Here is a 19,722-nt window from a genome sequence, read left to right on the forward strand (position 1 = left end):
ATGTTTAAGTAGTGGGCTGGCGCTTGCGTCACTATCTTCTTCCCCAGGGACAACCAACGGAAGGTAATGACGATGTCTACACGAAAAATCGCACTCTCTGCTCTTGGCGCAGCCCTTTTGCTCGGCTCGGCCGCGACGGCAAGTTTCGCTGCCCCGCCCCCGCACGGCAAAGGCCACGGCGATCGCATGCCGTTCCGCCCGGAACTGATGTACGTTCACCTTCTGAAGGTGGCCGACACCAACAAGGACGGCAAGATTACGAAGGAAGAGTTCGCCGCACGTCAGGACGCGCTTTTTGCCGAGATCGACAAGGACAAGGACGGTTCGATCACGCCGAAGGAAATACGTGAATACCGCCAGGCAAAAATGGAGGCATTCCGCGCCGCCCACCCGCGCCCCGAGGGTGATGAAGCCAAGGGTCCCGAAGGCAAGCGCGCCGAACGTGAACATGGCGACCGTCAGGGTTGGGGCAAACATGGCGGCAAGGGTGCAGCCTACGCGATGTTCCGCATGGCCGATACGGATGAGAACGGCCAGATCAGCAAGGCCGAATTCACTGCCGCCGGCGAAAAAATGTTCGAGCGGCTGGACAGGAACAAGGACGGCGTCATCTCCATCGATGACATGCCGGACCGCCCGTTCCTCTGATCCCGGAAATATAAAGCCCGCTTAATCGGCGGGCTTTTTCTTTCAATGGAGACTGACGGTTTTTAGATCGTCTTCCGCCGCCTTGAAAAAGGTGCTGGAACGATTGTCTGTCAGGAGGATAGGCGTACCATCCGCACCGAACAGCGCCCACAGATCCAGCTGCGGATCGAGATCAGGCGCTTCCGGGAAACAGCGGCTAACGTCTTCCGCACGGATCTTGCGGATATATCCCACTTCTCCCTCACCGATATGGGCGAGCTGGGACTGGGTGAGACGCGCATGCGCTTCTTTTAAGAGCATATTTCAGCCTCCTTCTTCACGCCGAGCGATTCATGTCCGATTCCGGCGTTCACGTTCTACTCTGAGACGGAAATATTAATTTTCTTTACCACGTTTGAAATTTCGGGCCGGACCAAATCGATGGAAAGAAGGCCGTTGCGCAGGCGGGCTTCCCGCACCTGCATGCCATCGGCAAGCACGAAGACCCGCTGGAATTGTCGCGCGGCGATGCCGCGATAGAGAAAATCCCTTTTTTCCTGTTCCTGCTGGCGGCCGCGGATGACGAGCTGATTGTCAGCGGTCGTCACATCCAGATCGTCCTGTGAAAAACCGGCAACCGCGATGGTGATGCGCAGACGCTCCGGCACATTCTCGCTGCCAGGCAGGCGCTCGATATTATAGGGAGGATAGCCGTCATTGGCCTTCGCCATGCGCTCCAGCGTTTTTTCCATGGCATCAAAACCCAGCAAAAGCGGGTGGGTGAATGGCGTCATGCGGCTCATATCTTCTCTGTCCTTGCAACCAAGCGACGTTTCGCGGTCCCGCTTCCGGCGACCTTGCCGGTCAATCGCACCGGCTCAAGCAATATGGGAAGCCGACCCACGATGCGCAAGGCGAAACACGGGCAAAGGCGAGAGGGAGGAATGAGGCTTGACAAGTGAGTATCCGCCGCTCGAAAAAAGCGCTCATCTCAACGGCGGGCAAGACATGGCAGAACGCAGAAAAATCATCATCGACACCGATCCGGGCCAGGACGATGCGGCGGCAATCATGCTCGCTTTTGGAAGCCCCGACGAAATCGACATCCTTGGACTGTGCGCCGTTGCCGGCAACGTTCCGCTGAAACTGACCAGCCGCAACATCCGCATCATCTGCGAATTGTGTGGCCGCACCGATATTCCCGTCTATGAGGGCGCCGAGAAGCCGCTGGTGCGCAAGCCCATCACCGCCGAACATGTTCACGGCAGCACCGGCCTTAACGGCCCGGTTCTCGATGAGCCGACCATGGAGGCGCAAAAGCAGCATGCGGTCGATTTCATCATCGAGACGCTGATACGGGAACCCGCCGGCACGGTCACGCTCTGCACGCTCGGCGCGCTGACCAATGTGGCGCTGGCTCTCCTGAAGGCACCTGAGATCGCCGATCGCGTCAAGGAACTGGTGATGATGGGCGGCGGCTTCTTCGAGGGTGGCAACATCACGCCGGCGGCGGAATTCAACATCTATGTCGATCCGCAGGCTGCCGATATCGTTTTCCGCTCCGGCATGCCTATTGTCATGATGCCGCTCGACGTCACCCACAAGCTGCTGACCACCAAGGCACGCGTCAACCGCATTCGCGACCTCGGCACGCGCCCTGCCATCGCCATGGCGGAAATGCTGGAATTCTTCGAGCGTTTCGACATCGAGAAATACGGCTCTGATGGCGGCCCGTTGCATGATCCGAGCGTCATTGCCTATCTCCTCAAGCCCGAACTTTTCGAGGGCCGCGAGTGCAATGTCGAAATCGAGGTCATTTCCGAGCTGACCATGGGCATGACTGTCGTGGACTGGTGGCGAGTGACGGACCGTCCGGCCAATGCCCGCGTGATGCGCAATGTGGATGCGGATGGTTTCTTTGAGTTGCTGACCGAACGTTTCGCCCGGCTCTGATCCGGACAGGGACAAAAAAGGCCGCTGGAAAAACCAGCGGCCTTTTTATTTTCAGCGGGAATGGCGGATCAGAATTCCGTCCAGTCATCCTGCGCCAGCGCGTTTGCGCCGCTGGTTCTCGGACGGGCACGCGGAGCCGAAGCGGGAGCCCTTGCCGGAGCGGCCGGCGCACGCATTGTCGCCGCCGCGGCGCGCAATTGCTGGCTGGAATGGCCGCCGGAGACCGCGAAACCGGCAACGAGCGATTTCAGGGTTTCGGCTTCGCTGTTCAGCGTCACGCTGGCCGCCGTGGTTTCCTCCACCATCGCCGCGTTCTGCTGGGTGACCTGATCCATCTGGGTAACGGCGGAGTTGATTTCCTTCAGGCCTACCGCCTGCTCGCTGGCCGAGGCGGAAATCTGCCGTATCAGCTGGTTGATCTGCAGAACCTGATCGGCGATCTTTTTCATAGTCTCACCGGCCTTGCCGACCAGCTGCACACCCTCGCCCACCTGCGTGGCCGACGTGTTGATCAGGCCCTTGATCTCCTTGGCGGCGGTGGCGGAGCGTTGAGCAAGTTCACGCACTTCCTGCGCGACGACGGCAAAACCCTTGCCCGCATCGCCCGCGCGGGCCGCTTCGACGCCGGCATTCAGTGCCAGCAGATTGGTCTGGAAGGCGATCTCGTCGATCACCCCGATGATACGGGAGATTTCCGCCGAGGACTGCGCGATGCCCTGCATGGAGTTCACGGCCTGCTGGACGACCTCGCCCGACTTGCCAGCGTCATCGCAGGCATGGCTGACGGCGCCGGCCGCCTCTGCAGCGTTTTCCGCACTGGAATTGACCTGCGCGGTCAACTCGTTGAGGGCCGCAGCGGTTTCTTCGAGGCTGGCGGCCTGCTGTTCCGTGCGATGCGAGAGATCGCTGGCGGCGCGGGTGATCTCGCCGGTACCGTTGCCTATGCTGACGACAGTGGCATTGACGGTGGACACCGTTTCCTCAAGGCTTTCAAGCGCGGAGTTGAAGTCAGCGCGCAGCTTGGCGTATTCGCCGGGGAATTCATCCTCGATACGGTAGGTCAGATTGCCCTGTGAAAGAGCATTGAGGCCGGCACCAAGCGCGCCGACAATGTGCTGTTGCAGGCGGCTATTCTCGTTACGCTCGAACTCCGACCGCTGGCGCTCCGTCTCCGCGTGGCCGCGCTGGGCCTGGGCTTCCGCCTCCACCTCGCGGATACCGGCGAGCTTCGCCCGGAAGCCTTCGAGCGCAGTTGCAACGGCACCGGTCTCGTCCCGGCGGTCCTGGCCGGATACCGGCACGTCATAGCGTCCATCGCTGAGCGTACGGACATCGGAGACCAGCGAGGCGAGCGGGTTGCCGACGAAATGCCGAACGGCGAAATAAAGCGCGGCGATGACAGCGGCGAGAATGACGATTGCACCGATGATCATCAGATAGGTCTGCTCCTGAACCGGTGCGTTCAGGGCCTTGTGCGGAATATCCACTAGCACCACCCAGGTCGCATTGAGGCCCGGAACGGCGAAAGGATAAACAAGACGGTTATAGGGTGCGTCGGTATCGAGACCAAGATTTTCGATGAGGCCCTGCTTGCTGGACGTAATCGCCGCCTGAACGGTGCTTGAGCCATCTCCGTCATAGGCCTTCATGTTCTGCTCAGGCGTCGGCGGCACCAGCCACTGGCCACCCTGGGAAACAAGCGTGACGCGACCGGTTTCGAAAGGATGCAGCGCCTGCAGCTTCTGCGACAGCGAGGCCAGCGAAATATCGACACCCGCCACACCGATCATCTTGCCGTCCGACATGACCGGGTAGGCAAGCGAGGTCATGGTGGTGGGCACTTCCGTGCCCTGGGCGAGATAGGGCTGGGTTATGGCGCCCTTGCCCGTCTTGGCGGCAAGCGCCCACCATTCAGCGGCGTAATCATTATCGAAAGTCGAGAACTGGATATCGCCCTTCTGGGTCTTCGACCAGTAGGGGGCGAAGACGCCATTTTTATTGGTGCCGAGATCGAGCCTGTCGGCAATCTCCGTGCTCTGTCCATCGAAAAGACCCAGCTGCTCACAGAACCAGCTTCCGAAAGCGAAGGCATTCTGCTCGACATTGGCCTTCAGGATATTGACGATACCCGGCCGGTCCATCGATTTCGCCTGATGCGCACGACCGATGACACCGGCCATGGAGCGCGCGGCGCTGCCGAGTTCGCCGACATCGGCGGCAATGACGTTGGCGATGGCGCGCGCCTCGGTATTGGCCTGCTCCATGGTCAGCGCGTGAACGCGCTCGCTGGTCTGGGAAATGAGGAAGGAATTCGATGCGACAAGAACCGTGGTGATGGCGCAGCCAGTCACGAGGATCAGCTTCGTCGCAAGCGACTTCACTTTGAAATTGAACATCTTGGCCTCGATCAAATCGCCGGCTCGAAAAAGCTGGCGGAAACGGATGAAAATCTCCGTCATGGAGGCCCGTCCACAGTAGGACAGTGTGCTGCAGCGCGACGAGGTAAAAATAGGTTATGTTTGCTAATTAAGCCCTAAAATTACTTCGCCGCGCCAAGCAAAAAATCAGTGTTCGTAATAGGTGGATATGATGTTCCATGCATCGTCGGCCGTTTCGGCGAAATGCAGCAGCTCCATATCTTCCGGCGCAATGGTTCCGAAGTCCGCTAGGAACTCGAAGTTGACGACGGAGCGCCAGAATTTCTCCCCGAACAGGATGAGCGGAATCGGCGCCATGCGTTTCGTCTGGATCAGCGTCAGCGTCTCGAACAATTCATCGAGCGTGCCGAAACCGCCGGGGAAGATTACCACGGCCTTCGCCCGCATCAGGAAATGCATCTTGCGGATGGCGAAATAGTGGAAATTGAAGCTCAGCTCCGGTGTGACATAGGGGTTGGGCGCCTGCTCGTGCGGTAGAACGATGTTGAGGCCGATCGACGGTCCTCCCACATCGGCAGCGCCGCGATTGCCCGCCTCCATGACGCCGGGGCCGCCGCCGGTGACCACGACATATTCCAGATGACCGGATTTCGCGCCATAGTCGGTGCAAAGGCGGGCGAATTTGCGCGCCTCCTCGTAATAAATCGAGGATTGCTCCAGATTGCGCTTCTGCGTTTCGTTGCGCGCCGCCCAGGCCTCGCCGCCCGGTTCGGGAATGCGGGCACCGCCGAACATGACGACGGTGGAATTGATCCCGCGCTCGGTAAGCGCCATTTCCGTCTTCAGAAGTTCCAGCTGAAGCCTGACCGGGCGCAGTTCCTCACGGCAGAGAAAGTCCGTATCCACATAGGCCAGCCGGTAGGACGGGGAATCCGACTGCGGCGTTTTGACAACGACCTCGGCCTGCTGCTTGTCCACAGCACTGCGCTTCAACGGGTCCCATGCCCCGTCCTTGCGCCGCAATTTGCCATTTTTCAGTCGTGTCATTTCCATGCCTTTCGTCTGACGCGCCAAATCACCCAAATCACATTGACGCCTTTCCAACACTCCCTTAGATCAAATGGCCAGAGCCTTCCAGCGGCGCGGGACCATCCGTGACCAGACCACACGCGACTTTAAGGAATTTTCCATGAGCCTTACGGATCTCACCTCCCTCGAAACCATCATCGAAACCGCCTTCGACAACCGCGATGGTGTGAACGTATCGACGAAGGGCGAGGTTCGCGACGCGGTGGACACATCTCTTCAACTTCTCGATAGCGGCAAGGTCCGCGTTGCCGAAAAGCAGGCGGATGGCAATTGGAAGGTGAACCAGTGGCTGAAAAAGGCCGTGCTCCTTTCCTTCCGTCTGAATGACATGGAGATTGTGACCGGCGGACCGGGCGAATCCACCTGGTGGGACAAGGTGCCGTCGAAATTCGAGAACTGGGGCGAAAACCAGTTCCGTGCCGCCGGTTTCCGCGCCGTGCCGAATGCCGTCGTGCGGCGTTCGGCTTACGTGGCCAAGAACGTCGTTCTGATGCCCTCCTTCGTCAATCTCGGTGCCTATGTCGATGAAGGCACGATGGTCGATACCTGGGCGACCGTCGGATCCTGCGCGCAGATCGGCAAGAACGTGCATCTTTCGGGCGGCGTCGGAATCGGCGGTGTTCTGGAGCCGCTTCAGGCCGGCCCGACCATCATCGAGGATAATTGCTTCATCGGCGCTCGTTCGGAAGTCGTGGAAGGCTGCATCGTGCGCGAAGGCGCCGTTCTCGGCATGGGCGTGTTCATCGGCAAGTCTACCAAGATCGTCGATCGCGCCACCGGCGAGATCACCTATGGCGAAGTGCCGCCCTATTCCGTCGTCGTTGCCGGCACCATGCCGGGCAAGTCTTTCCCGAACGGCGAGCCGGGCCCGAACCTCTATTGCGCCGTGATCGTCAAGCGCGTCGATGAGAAGACCCGCTCCAAGACTGGCATCAACGAGCTTCTGCGCGACTGATAAAAGCTGATACCATGACCACGACCGATCCTGTTGCCAATCTCGCCGCCCTCATCCGTTGCCCCTCGGTGACGCCTGCGGAAGGCGGCGCGCTTTCTCTACTCGACACCCTGCTCTCACCGCTTGGCTTCCAGGTGGACAGGATGGTGGCGAGCGAGGCGGGAACGCCTGACGTGGAAAACCTCTATGCCCGGCTCGGCACCGAGGGTCCGCATCTGATGTTTGCGGGCCATACGGATGTCGTGCCTGTGGGTGACGAGGCCGCATGGAGCCATCCACCCTTCTCGGCGGAGATTGCCGGCGGGGAAATGTACGGCCGCGGCGCGGTGGACATGAAGGGCGGTATCGCCTGTTTCGTGGCCGCCATTGCCCGCCATATCGAAAAACACGGCAAACCGCAGGGTTCCGTCTCGTTCCTGATCACCGGTGATGAGGAAGGCCCGTCGATCAACGGCACCTCCAAGCTGCTGGAATGGGCAGCCGCCAGAGGCGAGACATGGGACGCCTGTGTCGTGGGCGAGCCGACCAATCCCGGCCAGCTGGGCGACATGATCAAGATCGGCCGCCGGGGATCCCTTTCCGGCCGGATCACGGTCCATGGCGTGCAGGGACACGCGGCCTATCCGCATCTGGCCGACAACCCCATTCGCGGGCTGCTGCAGCTCACCCATGCGCTGATGCATCCGCCCTTCGATCACGGCACGGATGATTTCCAGCCATCCAATCTGGAAGTGACGACCGTCGACACCGGCAATGCCGCGACCAATGTCATTCCGGCGCGGGCGACGGCAGCCTTCAACATCCGTTTCAACGACACCTGGACAGCAGAGAGCCTGCGGGCGGAGATCATCCGCCGCCTCGATGCCGCAGCGGCCGAAGGCGAGCTTCGCCCAGACCGGGCGCCGGTCAAATATGAGATCGTCTGGGCTGACCGTCCGAGCCATGTATTCCTGACCCGCAACAATGCGCTCATCTCGTCACTGTCAGGCGCGGTTGAAGCCGTAACCGGCAAGGAGCCGAAGCTTTCGACCACCGGCGGCACCTCGGATGCACGCTTCATCAAGGATTATTGCCCTGTCGTGGAATTCGGTCTCGTCGGGCAAACCATGCATATGGTCGATGAACGCGTGGCCGTTGCCGATCTCGAGACGCTGACACGCATTTACGAGACCTTTATCGAACGCTGGTTCGCCCATGCCGACGGCAAGTGAAGTCAGGCTCTATCTGACAGGCCTGTGGCTTCTGCTGCTCGGCGATCACAATGGCGCGCGATATCTCGATCTCTCCGAGCGCGGCATGTGGCGATCTTTCTATTCGGCGCTGTGGTGCCTGCCGGCCATGCTGGTTTCCTGGCTGTGGCTGCGCGCCGCCTTTCTCGCCAGCTATCCGCCCGGAACAGGAACGGGCTTCATCTTCTTCTTCCGCCTGGCCATGGTCGAGGCCATCTGCTGGATCGTGCCGCTGCTGTTGATCGGCATGCTGCTCTACGCCTTTGGCGCCCGGGAAAAATTCGCGCCGCTCGTCACCACAATGAACTGGCTGTCGCTGCCCTTTTCCTATGCCTATGCGGTCCTGATCCTGATCGCATTCTTTCTGCCGCCGCTGCAGGGGCTGATCGCCATTTTGTGGCTGGCACTGCTTCTGTCGCTGGTCTTCGCCTTTTCGCGGATCGTCAGATTTTTCATCCGCGACCAGTCGCTGCTCGTCTCGGCAGTGGTCATGACGCTGCTGGTGCCCGCCATGTTGCTGTCGGAGGCATTGCAGCGTTTTCTCGGCGTCTATCCCGCCTGAGAGGCGGCGGGGCCATCGGTCAGTCCGTGTCTTCCGTCATTTCGATTTCGGGGCGGCGGCGCGGCGGAATGACATCGGGATAATCGACCTGCATGAAATAAAGACCGTCCGGCGGCGCGACGGGGCCGCAGGCCTTGCGATCCCGCGCCTCCAGTGCGGCGCGCACATCGTCCGGGGTCATCGTACCTTCGCCCGCCAGCTTCAACGTGCCGGCGAAAGAGCGTATCTGATTGTGCAGGAAACTCTGTGCCGTCGCGCGAATCTCGATGAGATCGCCATTGCGCGTCACGTCCAGCCGGTCGAGCGTTCGAACCGGGCTGTTCGCCTGACAATGGACAGATCGGAAGGTCGTGAAATCATGCCGGCCGACGAGCATCTGCGCGGCCTCATGCATGCGCTCGTGGTTCATATCCTTCGATACCCACCACGCACGCTTATGCTCCAGCGCCAGCCGGGATTTTCGGCAAATGATGCGGTAAAGATAATGGCGGCGCAGCGCGGAAAAACGGGCGTCAAAGTCCTCGGTCACGGCGGCAGCATCGAGAACAGCCACGGCCTCACCGGCCATAGCCAGGTGCGCGTTCAAGGCATTGCGGAGCTTGTAGGGTTCCCAGTCCCGGGAAAGATCGAGATGGGCGACCTGTCCAACGGCATGCACACCGGAATCGGTCCGGCCTGCGCCGCGAATGGAAACGCTTTCCCCAGTCAGCGACCGGACGGCAGCCTCCAGCGCGCCCTGAACGGAGGGGCCGTTTTCCTGTCTCTGCCAGCCGTAATAGGGCGTGCCGTCATATTCGACCGTCATGCGGAAACGTGGCATCAGCCGAGCCTCGTTGTCGCCGGAACCGGCGTACCACGCACGAAATCGGCCGCCGACATCGGCTTGCCGCCCGCCTTCTGCAAACGGGTGAGTCGCACGGCATCGCTGCCGCAGGCAATGGTGAGCGCGTCATCCAGTGCTGCGCCCGCTTCGCCCATGCCGCTGGCCAGTTCGGAGGCGAGAACCTTCACGCGCTCGGGCTTGCCGCCGATATCCATCTCCAGCCATGCGCCGGGAAACGGCGAAAGACCACGGATGTGGTCATGGACATCCTGTGCAGGCCTTGAAAAATCGATACGGGTCTCGCCCTTGTCGATCTTCGCAGCGTAGAGCACACCCTCTTCCGCCTGCGTGACGAGGGGCAGGTCGCCGGCTTCCAGCTTGTCCATCGCCTGTCGCATCAGCCGCGCACCTGCCAGCATCAGGCTGTCGTGCAATTCGCCAGCCGTCATATTCTCGTCGATCGCAACCTTCGCGGTGAGCGCGACGGGGCCAGTATCGAGCCCCTTTTCCATTTTCATGACCATCATGCCGGTTTCGGCGTCACCGGCCATGATCGCCCGCTGGATGGGGGCAGCGCCGCGCCAGCGCGGTAGCAACGAGGCGTGACCATTGTAACAGCCAAGACGCGTGCCGGAGAGGATCGCTTCAGGCAGCAGCAGCCCATAAGCCACGACGACAGCCACATCGGCGTTGAAATCCCGGAACTGCTGGCGATCTTCCTCGGTCTTGAAATTCACCGGTGTCAGCACCGGCAACCCCAGCAATTCGGCTGCCTGATGGACCGGCGACTTCTGCAGATCGAGACCACGGCGGCCGCCGGGACGCGGCGGCTGGGTGTAGACGGCAACGATCTCGTGGCCCGCCTCCACCAATGCACGCAATGTGGGAACGGAAAAATCCGGCGTGCCCATAAAAATGATGCGAAGAGACATCGTCGCCCCCTGCCCTGTCGTCCATTCCGGCCCGAAGAGGACGGATCAGATCTTTGCGCGGGCCGCTTTCGTGAATTTCTTGATGACCATGTCGCGCTTCAGCCGCGAAATATGGTCGATGAAGAGAACGCCGTTGAGGTGGTCGATCTCATGCTGCAAACAAGTCGCGAGCAGACCATCCGCCTCGACCGTCTGCTGCTTGCCGTCACGGCCGACATATTGCACCGTGAGCGACGCGGGACGCTCCACTTCGGCATAATAGTCGGGAATGGAGAGGCAGCCTTCCTCATAGGTCGAGATATCGTCCGACACTTTGAGGATTTCTGGATTGATGAAAACGATCGGGGTCTTTTCTTCGCCTTCGCGTGCCACGTCGATCACCAGCATGCGGCGCGGCACGCCGATCTGAATGGCGGCGAGGCCGATACCGGGCGCATCATACATGGTTTCGAGCATGTCGTCGGCAAGGCGCAGCACTTCGGCGTCCACCTGTTCGATGGGCTTCGATTGTTGACGCAGCACGGGATCGGGCAAAATGATAAGCGGTTTGATGGTCATGGCTTCCCATAACGTATCTCTCGCGCGGAGGAAATAAAAAACACGAGGGTGAAAACTGCCTGCGGCGTCCACCGCATTCGACTCATTTCCGCCGCAGGAATGTTCTTGTTTTGATCTTCCGAATCACTGGAAATCTGCTAGATTTAATCATGAACATAGATTTCTCCGTTCTCCTTGATCCCGCGCTGCGGGCCGGCTCCATCGATATCAGCTTCGGCGCGTTGCTTGCGGCTCTGGTTTTCGGTCTGGTCATCACATGGCTGGTCACGGCAAACCGCGCAAAAAAAGCGGGAGCCGATGGTGAAATCTCCGATCTCCTGAAAACGCAGTCGGAATTGCACGGCCGGATTGCGGCCATGGCGGAAACACTTGGCACGCGCCAGACCGAGATGAGCCAGACGCTGAACCAGCGACTTGACGGCATGTCGCAGCGCCTTGGCGAAACGCTCACCGAGCAGACCCGGTCGACCCATGAGAATCTGAGCCGCCTGCAGGAGCGCCTGGCTGTCATCGATGCCGCACAGGGCAATATTCAGGATCTGGCGAAGGACGTGGTGGGACTGCAGGCGATCCTTTCCAACAAGCAGACTCGCGGCGCTTTCGGACAGGCGCGCATGGAAACGCTGATCGCCGATGCCCTTCCTGCCGGGGCCTTTCAGCTTCAGCCGACGCTTTCCAACGGCTATCGGCCCGACTGCATCATCAAGATGCCAAACAATGCGCCAGCGCTGGTCATCGATGCCAAGTTTCCGCTGGAGGCGTGGAACGCGATCAAGGCGGATGAGACGCCCGAAACCAAACGCGCTGCGGTTCAGCAGTTCCGCCGCGATATGGAGGTGCATATTCGCGACGTGGCCGAGAAATATCTCATTCGCGGCGAAACGCAGGATACCGCCTTCATCTTCGTGCCATCCGAATCGATCTTCGCCGACATTCACCAGCATTTCGAATATCTGGTACAGCGTGCCCACCGCGCCCGAGTCGTTATCGTATCACCCTCGCTTCTGATGCTGTCGGTTCAGGTCATCCAGTCTGTTTTGAAAGACCAGCGCATGCGCGAGCAGGCGCATCTCATTCAGGGCGAGGTCGCCCTTCTCATGGACGATGTGCGACGGCTGGACGACAGGACGCGCAAGCTGCAGGCTCATTTCGGGCTGGCGCAGAAGGATGTCGACATGATGCTGATCTCCTCCGACAAGGTGCTGGCGCGTGGCCAGAAGATCGAAGGTCTTGATTTTTCGCCGACGGAAAAAGAGGCTTCGCATGGAGAAATCGAGCAGGCCCGTCGCTTTGCGGAAAACCGAGCCGGCGCGGCCAAATTGCGGGTAGTTGACGACGAGTGATCGTCTCGGGCAAAGTCGCCGCCTTGCTCAAATTTCATACGGACCCAGCGCCCCATGATTACTGTTTTCGGCTCCATCAACATGGACCTCGTCGCCACTGCCAAACGCCTGCCCAAGCCCGGTGAAACCGTGACCGGAGACACCTTCTCCACGGCCGCCGGCGGCAAGGGAGCCAATCAGGCGCTGGCCGCACGACGTGCAGGCGCCACGGTCAAGATGGCAGGCGCTGCGGGCGATGATACCTTTGCCGCACCGGCGCTGACCTTGCTGCGCGACGCAGGCACCGATCTGTCTCTCGTCAAGACGGCACCCGGCCCGACGGGAACGGCGGTGATCCTGATCGGTGAAGGCGGGGAGAACATGATCTCGGTCATTCCCGCCGCCAATGGCGAAGTCTCCGCATCCGACGCTGCAAAGACCATATCGGAAATGTCTGCGGGCGATATTCTGATGCTGCAATTCGAGATACCGGCACCCGCCATCGAAGCGGCGCTGACGGCCGCAAAAACAAAGCGGATCACCACCGTCATCAATACCGCACCGCTGACCGCCGACGGACCGCGTCTCGCCGGCCTTGCCGATATCGTCATCGCCAACGAAACCGAGTTTGAGTTGCTGATCGGCAAGAACGGACTCTCCAGTGCTGAACGAGAGAGCGAACTCAAGGTCCTGCATGACAGGACCGGCCAGACATTGATCGTCACGCTTGGTGCAGATGGCGTGATCGCCATGCGCAACGGCAAAGTTTTCAGGGCTTCCGGCCTGAAGATCGAGCCTGTCGATACGGTCGGCGCGGGCGATACCTTCTGTGGTTATCTTGCCGCCAGCCTCGATCAGGGAATGGATTTCGAAAAGGCGCTGAAGCGCGCCGCCGTTGCAGGTTCACTGGCCTGCACGCGCGCCGGCGCACAGCCTTCCATTCCGCTGGCGGCGGAAGTGGATGCGGCGCTCTAAGGGATCAGGCCGTTAGCGCATTTTTACTGGAAATGCTTTAGCGACGGATGAAGGTGAGATAGGCCGAGCTGCGGCCTTCTCGTTTCGCCTTGTTCTCGTAACGCGTGCCCGGCCAGTTGGCGTAGGGCGTGCGCCAGTCGTCTGCGCTCGTCGCAGTCCATTCAAAACCGCCGTGACGGGCACAATGCTGCAGCGTCCAGTTGACGTAGGTATCGATATCCGACGCAAAGCAGAATTTGCCGCCCGGCTTCAACACACGATGAAAACGGGCGAGGTTGACGTCGGAAACAAAACGGCGCTTCCAGTGCTTCTTCTTCGGCCACGGATCGGGATAAAGCAGATCGATCTGATCGATCGATCCCTCGGGCAGCCAGTCGAGCAGCTGCGTCGCATCATCATCGTAAAGGCGGATATTCATCAGCTCGCGTTCGCGCACCGTGGCGAGCAGCTTGGCCATGGAATTCACGAAGGGCTCGACGCCGATGAAGCCCGTCTCAGGGTTTTCGACCGCGCGGTGGGCGAGATGCTCGCCACCGCCGAAACCGATCTCCAGACGGATCGATCGCACATCCGCCGGAAAGAGAGCGACGAGATTTTGCGGGGGCACGCTTTCCAGATCGATCTTCAGCAGAGGCAGCAGGTTTTCGATCGTATCGACCTGCTGATTGCGCAGGGGCTTGCCCTTGCGTCTGCCAAAAAACGCTTCCGTTGCTCGCGAACGCCGTTCTTCCGTCATCTCATACTCTCAAGAACAAATAGACTTAACCCGCACAGCGCCACGTTGGGCACTGTGCGGGTTACAAAAGTTGGTGACGGTATCTCTCAATCGCCGTCAAATGACAAGGGTTAGGCGCTCAAAGCTTCCTTGAGCGGCTTCACCAGATCGAGCTTCTCCCAGGAGAAGGAGCCGTCACGGCCAGCCTTGCGGCCGAAATGGCCGTAGGAAGACGTCTTGGCGTAGATCGGCTTGTTGAGATCGAGATGACGGCGGATACCCGACGGCGACAGGTCCATGACCTTGCGGATCGCGTCTTCGACCTGATCTTCGCTGACCTTGCCCGTGCCGTGCAGATCGACATAGATCGACAGCGGCTGGGCGATGCCGATCGCGTAGGAGATCTGGATCGTGCAGCGCTCGGCAAGGCCGGCAGCCACGACGTTCTTGGCGAGGTAGCGCGCGGCATAAGCGGCGGAACGGTCGACCTTGGTCGTATCCTTGCCGGAGAATGCGCCACCGCCATGGGGAGCGGCACCGCCATAGGTGTCGACGATGATCTTGCGGCCGGTCAGACCGGCATCGCCGTCGGGACCGCCGATGACGAACTTGCCTGTCGGGTTGATATACCACTGGCAATCGTCTGCGATCTTCAACTCGCCCAGAGCCTCGCGGATATAGGGTTCGACGACCTGACGGACCTTCTTCGAATCCCAGCTGGCATCGAGGTGCTGCGTGGACAGAACGATGGATACGGCTTCAGCCGCCTTGCCGTCGACGTAACGAACCGTCACCTGGCTCTTGGCATCGGGGCCGAGCTTTGCCGCTTCGCCTTCGCCGCTCTTGCGGGCGGTGGCAAGCAGCTGCAGGATGCGGTGGGAATAATAGATCGGCGCCGGCATGAGGTCCGGCGTTTCCTTGCAGGCGTAACCGAACATGATGCCCTGGTCGCCGGCACCCTCGTCGCCCTGCTTGTCGGAAGCGCTATCAACGCCCTGTGCGATATCGGCCGACTGCGGATGCAAGAGAACGTCGATCTTGGCGGTCTTCCAGTGGAAACCATCCTGTTCGTAGCCGATGTCACGGATCGCCTTGCGGGCGGCGGACTTGAACTTGGAAGGATTGATGACCGGGTGGCCGGCAGCGTCCTTGACGACCTTGCCGTCCTTGTCCTTCTTCAGAAGCGTGTCGGGAACGCGAACCTCACCGGCGATAACGACGCGGTTGGTCGTCGCAAGCGTTTCGCATGCGATGCGCACGGTCCAGGGGTCAACGCCCGTCTTGGCCGCTTCACGGTAGATAAGATCCACGATTTCGTCGGAAATACGATCACAAACCTTGTCCGGATGACCCTCGGCCACGGACTCGCTGGTGAACAGGTAATTGGCACGCATGCGGGATTCCCCTCAAAGAATGGTCTTGGAGTTTGTTAGTCATTTCGGCCGCGAAAAACAAGGACACAACCACATAAATATATCTTTATGTGAGAATTCCTTTCTAACCAGACACAAAAAAACGGTCCTTGCGGACCGTTGAGTGCCCGGCATCCCGTGCCGGAAATTTTGCGCTGGAGAGGCTTCGCTTACTCGGCGTCGCCTTCGGCGGCGAGCGCCTTGACGAGATCGACCAGACGACGGCGAACCTTCGGGTCGGCGATCTTCACGAAAGCCCGGTTCAGTTGCAAACCTTCAGCCGAGGAAAGAAAATCGACCACATAATTTGAGCTTGAGGCTTCGGCCATGCCGGGGGTGCCGCCGACCTGATCACCGGGCGCATCCTCGAAGAAAAAGGAAACGGGCACATTGAGGATCGCGGAAATATTCTGGAGGCGGCTGGCGCCAACGCGGTTTGTGCCTTTTTCATATTTCTGGATTTGCTGAAAGGTAATTCCGAGACTTTCCCCCAGCTTCTCCTGGCTCATTCCGAGCATGGTTCTACGAAGGCGAATTCGGCTTCCGACATGAATGTCGATGGGGTTAGGCTTTTTCTTATTCTCGGTCATCATGCGGTCCTGACACTCGGAAAGGGTTGATATCTCGTTTCACTACTATTCGAAGAAATGAGTCGGCAATTCGACAGCGTCTAAACTTGTTTTACGACTGACGTATTCACTATGCAATTACAGGGGTGCCCGGTCAATTCTGGCGCCGAGCGAAACTCAAGGCGGGAAATACCGCAACGATCATCAAGGTAGAAAAAATCAACCAGAAATACGTCCGATGTGTGTCGTAAGTAAATGCGTCGTTAGACCCACCACTCAAAGTGGCGTCAACAATTCCCACCCGACCATAGTCCAGCCCGGCAATAATGCGGCCATAGGGGTCTATGACGGCGGAAATTCCCGTATTGGCGCCGCGAATCACTGGCACGCCCGTCTCAACGGCGCGTACTCTTGCCTGCAGAAAATGCTGGTAGGGACCGGGCGTATCACCAAACCAGCCATCATTCGTCACATTGAGGATCGCCGCCGATCCCTGAAGACCCGGTGTCATCTCTCCGGGGAAAATGATCTCGTAACAGATCAAGGGATAGAAGGTCTTGCCCGAAGGAAGCGTGAGCGGCGTGCGCGACGAAGCGGCGGAAAAGCCGCCCGGCAAGGCGATGACATTGTCGATGCCGAATTCCCGCAGTATGCCTTCAAAGGGAACATATTCGCCAAAGGGCGTCAGATGCACCTTGTCGGTTGCGCCGATGATCTCGCCCTGGCTGTCGATCGCATAGACCGAATTATAATAACGCGGCGGTCGGCCGGCCCCCTGATCTTCCATCCTGACGGCGCCGGTGAACAGCACCTGGCCGTCCTCGAGTGTTCTGGCGATTTCCGCGAGCGCATCCGGATTTTGCGTCAGGATGAACGGCACGGAGGTTTCCGGCCAGACGATGATATCGGGGCGTTTTTTCCCTTCACCCGGCGGCAGGGCCGACAACCGCAGATGCTCTGCGAAAATCTCTGCACGGTCGGCATTCAGCATCTTGCGGGATTGATCGATGGACGGCTGCACGATGCGGACGGTCAGGGCGTCCGCCGGCGTCTCTGCCGGCGTCTGCAGGCGGTAAAAGCCATAACCGAAGTGGGCCGCAAGCAGCAGGCCTGCCAGCGCCAGTCCCGGTCCCACGCCTTTTTTCGTAGCGATCAGCGCCGGTGAAGCGAAAATGAAAACCGCCAGCGCGGTGATGCTGAAAAGACCGAGCAGGTGCGCGGACTGCATCATGACCGGGATGGGCATGATGCCGTAGCCGATGGCGTTCCAGGGAAAGCCGGTTGCAAGGAAACTGCGCAGCCATTCCGAAAACCCGAAGGCGGCGGCAAGCGCCGCAATGCGTCCAAGGCCATCCGACCAGAGGAGATTGGCGGCCGCGACGGCAAAACCGTAAAACAGCGCCAGCAATGCCGGCAGACCCAGGATGGCGAGCGGCAGCGCCCAGGCGAATTCATCGGCTTCCAGCAGCAGAGCGTTGCCCAGCCACCACAGGCCGGCCACGAAATAACCAAGCCCGAAACACCAGCCTATGCCGAAAGCCGGCAGGATGCGGCTGAAGAGACCACCGCCCGGCTTGCCGGTGCAGCCGTCCACGAGCCAGACAAGCAGGGTGAAAGAGAAAAAAAGCGCCGCGAAAAAGCCGAATGGAGGCAAAGCGAGCGCCCCGACCGCACCTGCGGCAATCGCCATTACTGCGCGGCTCATGCCGCCGGCCAGCATTACCCTGCCTGCAAGACGCTCCATGCCATCTCCGTTTATGCGCGTCTGGAAAAGCCCGCTCGCGACGAGGCCGCGCCACGGAGTTTCCCCTCAGACCTGACGTAAAGTAAAAAAGATTCGCAGTCCACAGGAGGGATGATGGCCGCAGACTCCTGCGGCCTTTTGCTCGTTCCAACCCGCCGAATCCCTGTCTTGAGAGATAAAAGTGACGGGGGCTTCCCGTCACCTTTTCTAGTCGGCGTTGTGCTGGTGCGTGATCAGGCGAACATCCGGCGCTGGTAGCGCGATAACCCCGTCGGCTTCGCCGGGAGCCCGATCGTCCTGCCCTTCCGAGCCATGATCACGGACGATACGGACGCCTTTGATACGCCGGCTATCCGCATCGAGAATTTGAAACTCGAAACCGGGCACGGCCCGAACCACCTCGCCCTTGGCCGGAATGCGGCCGAGCGCGAAAAAGATGAGGCCGCCGAGCGTATCGATTTCCTCCAGATGTTCGCGCACGTCGAATTCCGGTCCGATCACTTCTGCAAGTTCGGTAAGTTCCGCGCGCGCATCCGCAACCAGCACATCGGCGGAGAGCCGCGAAAACATCGCCTCGTCCTTGTCATGCTCGTCATCGATGTCGCCCACGACCATCTCGACGATATCCTCATGGCTGACGAGGCCGTCCGTGCCGCCATATTCGTCGATCACGAGGGCCAGCTGGGTTCTCTGCGCCTGCATCGTCTTCAACAGATCGGAGGCGAGCATCGAGGGTGGTGCGAATAGAATTTTGCGCACGAGACCGGCATCGGCGACCGTCTGCTCGAGATCGACCCGCGCCAGATCGAAATTCGGGCGTGGGGAGCGCGGCGCTTTCGCCTCACCATAAGCGACGCTGCGCGATCCCGCCCGGCGTTTGTTGCGGGCCTGCTTGGCGACATAGGCCAGCAGATCGCGGATATGGATCATGCCTTTGGGATTATCCAGCGTCTCGTCATAAACCGGCATACGGGAGCGTCCGGTCTCCTCGAAGAGGATCAGCGCGTCGCCGATCGTCATGTTCTGGTCGAGACCGTCGATATCGACGCGCGGGATCATGATATCTTCGACCCTGATCTCGCGGAAACGGAGGATATTGTTCAACATCGCCCGTTCTTCAGGCGAAAAGGCAGCACCGATTTCGGTGTCGGCCATCAGCGCGTCGGTCAGATCCTCGCGAAGACGCTCGCCCTGTGACGGTTTCAGCAACCGCCCTATGCGCGACCAGATCGTCGATCTCGGCTTTGCACTGGTGTCGTTCCGTAAGTGACTACTGCCCTCCTCCGAAGAGGACTGCTCGCCGTTTTCTCTGCCCTCATTGGCAGGTCGTGCAGAATGTTCGTTCATGGCTCCAGACAATATTTAAAGCGGTTCCTGACCCGCGTAGGGATCAGATAGGCCAAGCACCGCCAAAATGCGAGTCTCAAGCGACTCCATTTCTTCCGCTTCTTCCTCGTCCATGTGGTCATAACCGAACAAATGCAGGAACCCGTGGACGAGAAGATGGGTCAGATGATCCTCGAAACTCTTCTCAAGTTCAAGGGCCTCGCGTTCAACCGTCTCGCGGGCGATGACGATATCGCCCAGCATCGGGCCGGGCATTCCGCCCGGCTCCAGCGGAAAAGCGGGGAAAGACAAGACGTTGGTCGCCTTGTCCTTGTCGCGCCATTCGGCGTTGATTTCCCGGATATTTTCGTCATCAGTAAAGACCAGCGACAGTTCGACCGGCGTTTTCGGAAAGGGTTGTTCCTCTTCCCGCTTCAGAAAATCGACGGCGGCATCCAGAACCCTGGTGGAGAATGTGACCAAGTCTTCTTCCGAGGGCCAACCTTCGGCCTCGACGCTGATTTGAATATCCAGAACTGTCATTGTCTTTAGG

The 19,722-nt window shown here is 59.8% G+C and carries 20 protein-coding genes; 7 read left to right on the forward strand and 13 right to left on the reverse strand.

Annotated elements, in window-relative coordinates; translation table 11 throughout:
* The first annotated feature begins 66 nt into the window (after positions 1-66).
* On the forward strand, positions 67-648 hold the full coding sequence (locus O8B93_RS01885) for an EF-hand domain-containing protein (protein WP_269708123.1): 582 nt from the start codon (positions 67-69) through the stop codon (positions 646-648).
* A gap of 42 nt (positions 649-690) precedes the next feature.
* Here the strand turns inward: O8B93_RS01885 and O8B93_RS01890 are convergent, their stop codons facing one another.
* Together O8B93_RS01890 and O8B93_RS01895 are read right to left on the reverse strand one after the other, a co-directional pair.
* Positions 691-948 carry a BQ00720 family protein gene (locus O8B93_RS01890; RefSeq protein WP_003503706.1) on the reverse strand — a complete coding sequence of 86 codons (258 nt, stop codon included), beginning with the start codon at positions 946-948 and terminating at the stop codon, positions 691-693.
* Between the two features lie 56 nt (positions 949-1,004).
* Complete coding sequence (locus tag O8B93_RS01895) at positions 1,005-1,430, reverse strand: Hsp20 family protein (RefSeq protein WP_269708124.1); 426 nt, start codon at positions 1,428-1,430, stop codon at positions 1,005-1,007.
* 205 nt (positions 1,431-1,635) lie between these two features.
* Here O8B93_RS01895 and O8B93_RS01900 point away from each other — a divergent pair, with 205 nt between their 5' ends.
* Positions 1,636-2,580: a nucleoside hydrolase gene (locus O8B93_RS01900; RefSeq protein ID WP_269708125.1), complete on the forward strand. Its 945-nt coding sequence runs from the start codon at positions 1,636-1,638 to the stop codon at positions 2,578-2,580.
* 68 nt (positions 2,581-2,648) lie between these two features.
* Here O8B93_RS01900 and O8B93_RS01905 read toward each other — a convergent pair whose 3' ends face one another.
* A complete protein-coding gene (locus O8B93_RS01905; RefSeq protein WP_269708628.1) occupies positions 2,649-4,976 on the reverse strand; it encodes a methyl-accepting chemotaxis protein in 2,328 nt (775 codons plus the stop codon).
* Positions 4,977-5,144: 168 nt separating this feature from the next.
* Positions 5,145-6,011, reverse strand: a complete 867-nt coding sequence (locus O8B93_RS01910) for an LOG family protein (RefSeq protein ID WP_405048997.1) — start codon at positions 6,009-6,011, stop codon at positions 5,145-5,147.
* A 136-nt stretch (positions 6,012-6,147) separates the two neighbouring features.
* On the opposite strand from O8B93_RS01910, the gene dapD reads away from it, so the two are divergent.
* Genes dapD through O8B93_RS01925 form a run of 3 tightly spaced genes read left to right on the forward strand, consistent with a single transcriptional unit; the run spans position 6,148 to position 8,793 of the window.
* Positions 6,148-7,002: a 2,3,4,5-tetrahydropyridine-2,6-dicarboxylate N-succinyltransferase gene (gene dapD / locus O8B93_RS01915; RefSeq protein WP_269708127.1), complete on the forward strand. Its 855-nt coding sequence runs from the start codon at positions 6,148-6,150 to the stop codon at positions 7,000-7,002.
* Positions 7,003-7,016: 14 nt separating this feature from the next.
* Complete coding sequence (gene dapE / locus O8B93_RS01920; RefSeq protein WP_269708128.1) at positions 7,017-8,213, forward strand: succinyl-diaminopimelate desuccinylase; 1,197 nt, start codon at positions 7,017-7,019, stop codon at positions 8,211-8,213.
* Positions 8,197-8,793: a hypothetical protein gene (locus tag O8B93_RS01925; protein WP_173986163.1), complete on the forward strand. Its 597-nt coding sequence runs from the start codon at positions 8,197-8,199 to the stop codon at positions 8,791-8,793. The genes dapE and O8B93_RS01925 overlap by 17 nt, the downstream gene beginning before the upstream one ends.
* A 19-nt stretch (positions 8,794-8,812) precedes the next feature.
* Here the strand turns inward: O8B93_RS01925 and truA are convergent, their stop codons facing one another.
* The 3 genes from truA to def are packed head-to-tail and all read right to left on the reverse strand — an operon-like array spanning position 8,813 to position 11,106.
* Positions 8,813-9,613, reverse strand: coding sequence for a tRNA pseudouridine(38-40) synthase TruA (gene truA / locus O8B93_RS01930; RefSeq protein WP_269708129.1), 801 nt, complete (start codon positions 9,611-9,613; stop codon positions 8,813-8,815).
* On the reverse strand, positions 9,613-10,548 hold the full coding sequence (gene fmt / locus O8B93_RS01935; protein WP_269708130.1) for a methionyl-tRNA formyltransferase: 936 nt from the start codon (positions 10,546-10,548) through the stop codon (positions 9,613-9,615). Before fmt ends, truA begins: the two co-directional genes overlap by 1 nt.
* Positions 10,549-10,593: 45 nt before the next feature.
* Complete coding sequence (gene def, locus O8B93_RS01940; RefSeq protein WP_269341727.1) at positions 10,594-11,106, reverse strand: peptide deformylase; 513 nt, start codon at positions 11,104-11,106, stop codon at positions 10,594-10,596.
* Between the two features lie 149 nt (positions 11,107-11,255).
* On the opposite strand from def, the gene O8B93_RS01945 reads away from it, so the two are divergent.
* Both O8B93_RS01945 and O8B93_RS01950 read left to right on the forward strand, forming a co-directional pair.
* Positions 11,256-12,449 carry a DNA recombination protein RmuC gene (locus tag O8B93_RS01945; protein ID WP_269708131.1) on the forward strand — a complete coding sequence of 398 codons (1,194 nt, stop codon included), beginning with the start codon at positions 11,256-11,258 and terminating at the stop codon, positions 12,447-12,449.
* A gap of 54 nt (positions 12,450-12,503) precedes the next feature.
* Positions 12,504-13,403: a ribokinase gene (locus tag O8B93_RS01950; protein WP_269708132.1), complete on the forward strand. Its 900-nt coding sequence runs from the start codon at positions 12,504-12,506 to the stop codon at positions 13,401-13,403.
* Positions 13,404-13,440: 37 nt separating this feature from the next.
* Here the strand turns inward: O8B93_RS01950 and trmB are convergent, their stop codons facing one another.
* The 6 genes from trmB to ybeY all read right to left on the reverse strand — a co-directional run bounded on the left by trmB (position 13,441) and on the right by ybeY (position 19,712).
* Positions 13,441-14,139: a tRNA (guanosine(46)-N7)-methyltransferase TrmB gene (trmB, locus tag O8B93_RS01955; RefSeq protein ID WP_269708133.1), complete on the reverse strand. Its 699-nt coding sequence runs from the start codon at positions 14,137-14,139 to the stop codon at positions 13,441-13,443.
* 110 nt (positions 14,140-14,249) lie between these two features.
* Positions 14,250-15,512 (reverse strand): methionine adenosyltransferase, encoded by a 1,263-nt coding sequence (gene metK, locus O8B93_RS01960; protein ID WP_269708134.1) that lies wholly within the window; start codon positions 15,510-15,512, stop codon positions 14,250-14,252.
* 188 nt (positions 15,513-15,700) lie between these two features.
* Complete coding sequence (locus O8B93_RS01965) at positions 15,701-16,120, reverse strand: helix-turn-helix domain-containing protein (RefSeq protein WP_269708135.1); 420 nt, start codon at positions 16,118-16,120, stop codon at positions 15,701-15,703.
* Between the two features lie 133 nt (positions 16,121-16,253).
* Positions 16,254-17,843, reverse strand: a complete 1,590-nt coding sequence (gene lnt, locus O8B93_RS01970; protein ID WP_269708136.1) for an apolipoprotein N-acyltransferase — start codon at positions 17,841-17,843, stop codon at positions 16,254-16,256.
* Between the two features lie 207 nt (positions 17,844-18,050).
* Positions 18,051-19,190: a hemolysin family protein gene (locus tag O8B93_RS01975; RefSeq protein WP_269708137.1), complete on the reverse strand. Its 1,140-nt coding sequence runs from the start codon at positions 19,188-19,190 to the stop codon at positions 18,051-18,053.
* Between the two features lie 15 nt (positions 19,191-19,205).
* Positions 19,206-19,712, reverse strand: coding sequence for an rRNA maturation RNase YbeY (gene ybeY / locus O8B93_RS01980; protein WP_269708138.1), 507 nt, complete (start codon positions 19,710-19,712; stop codon positions 19,206-19,208).
* Positions 19,713-19,722 lie beyond the last annotated feature (10 nt).

Source organism: Martinezella rhizogenes, assembly GCF_027460065.1.
Taxonomy (GTDB): domain Bacteria; phylum Pseudomonadota; class Alphaproteobacteria; order Rhizobiales; family Rhizobiaceae; genus Agrobacterium; species Agrobacterium rhizogenes_C.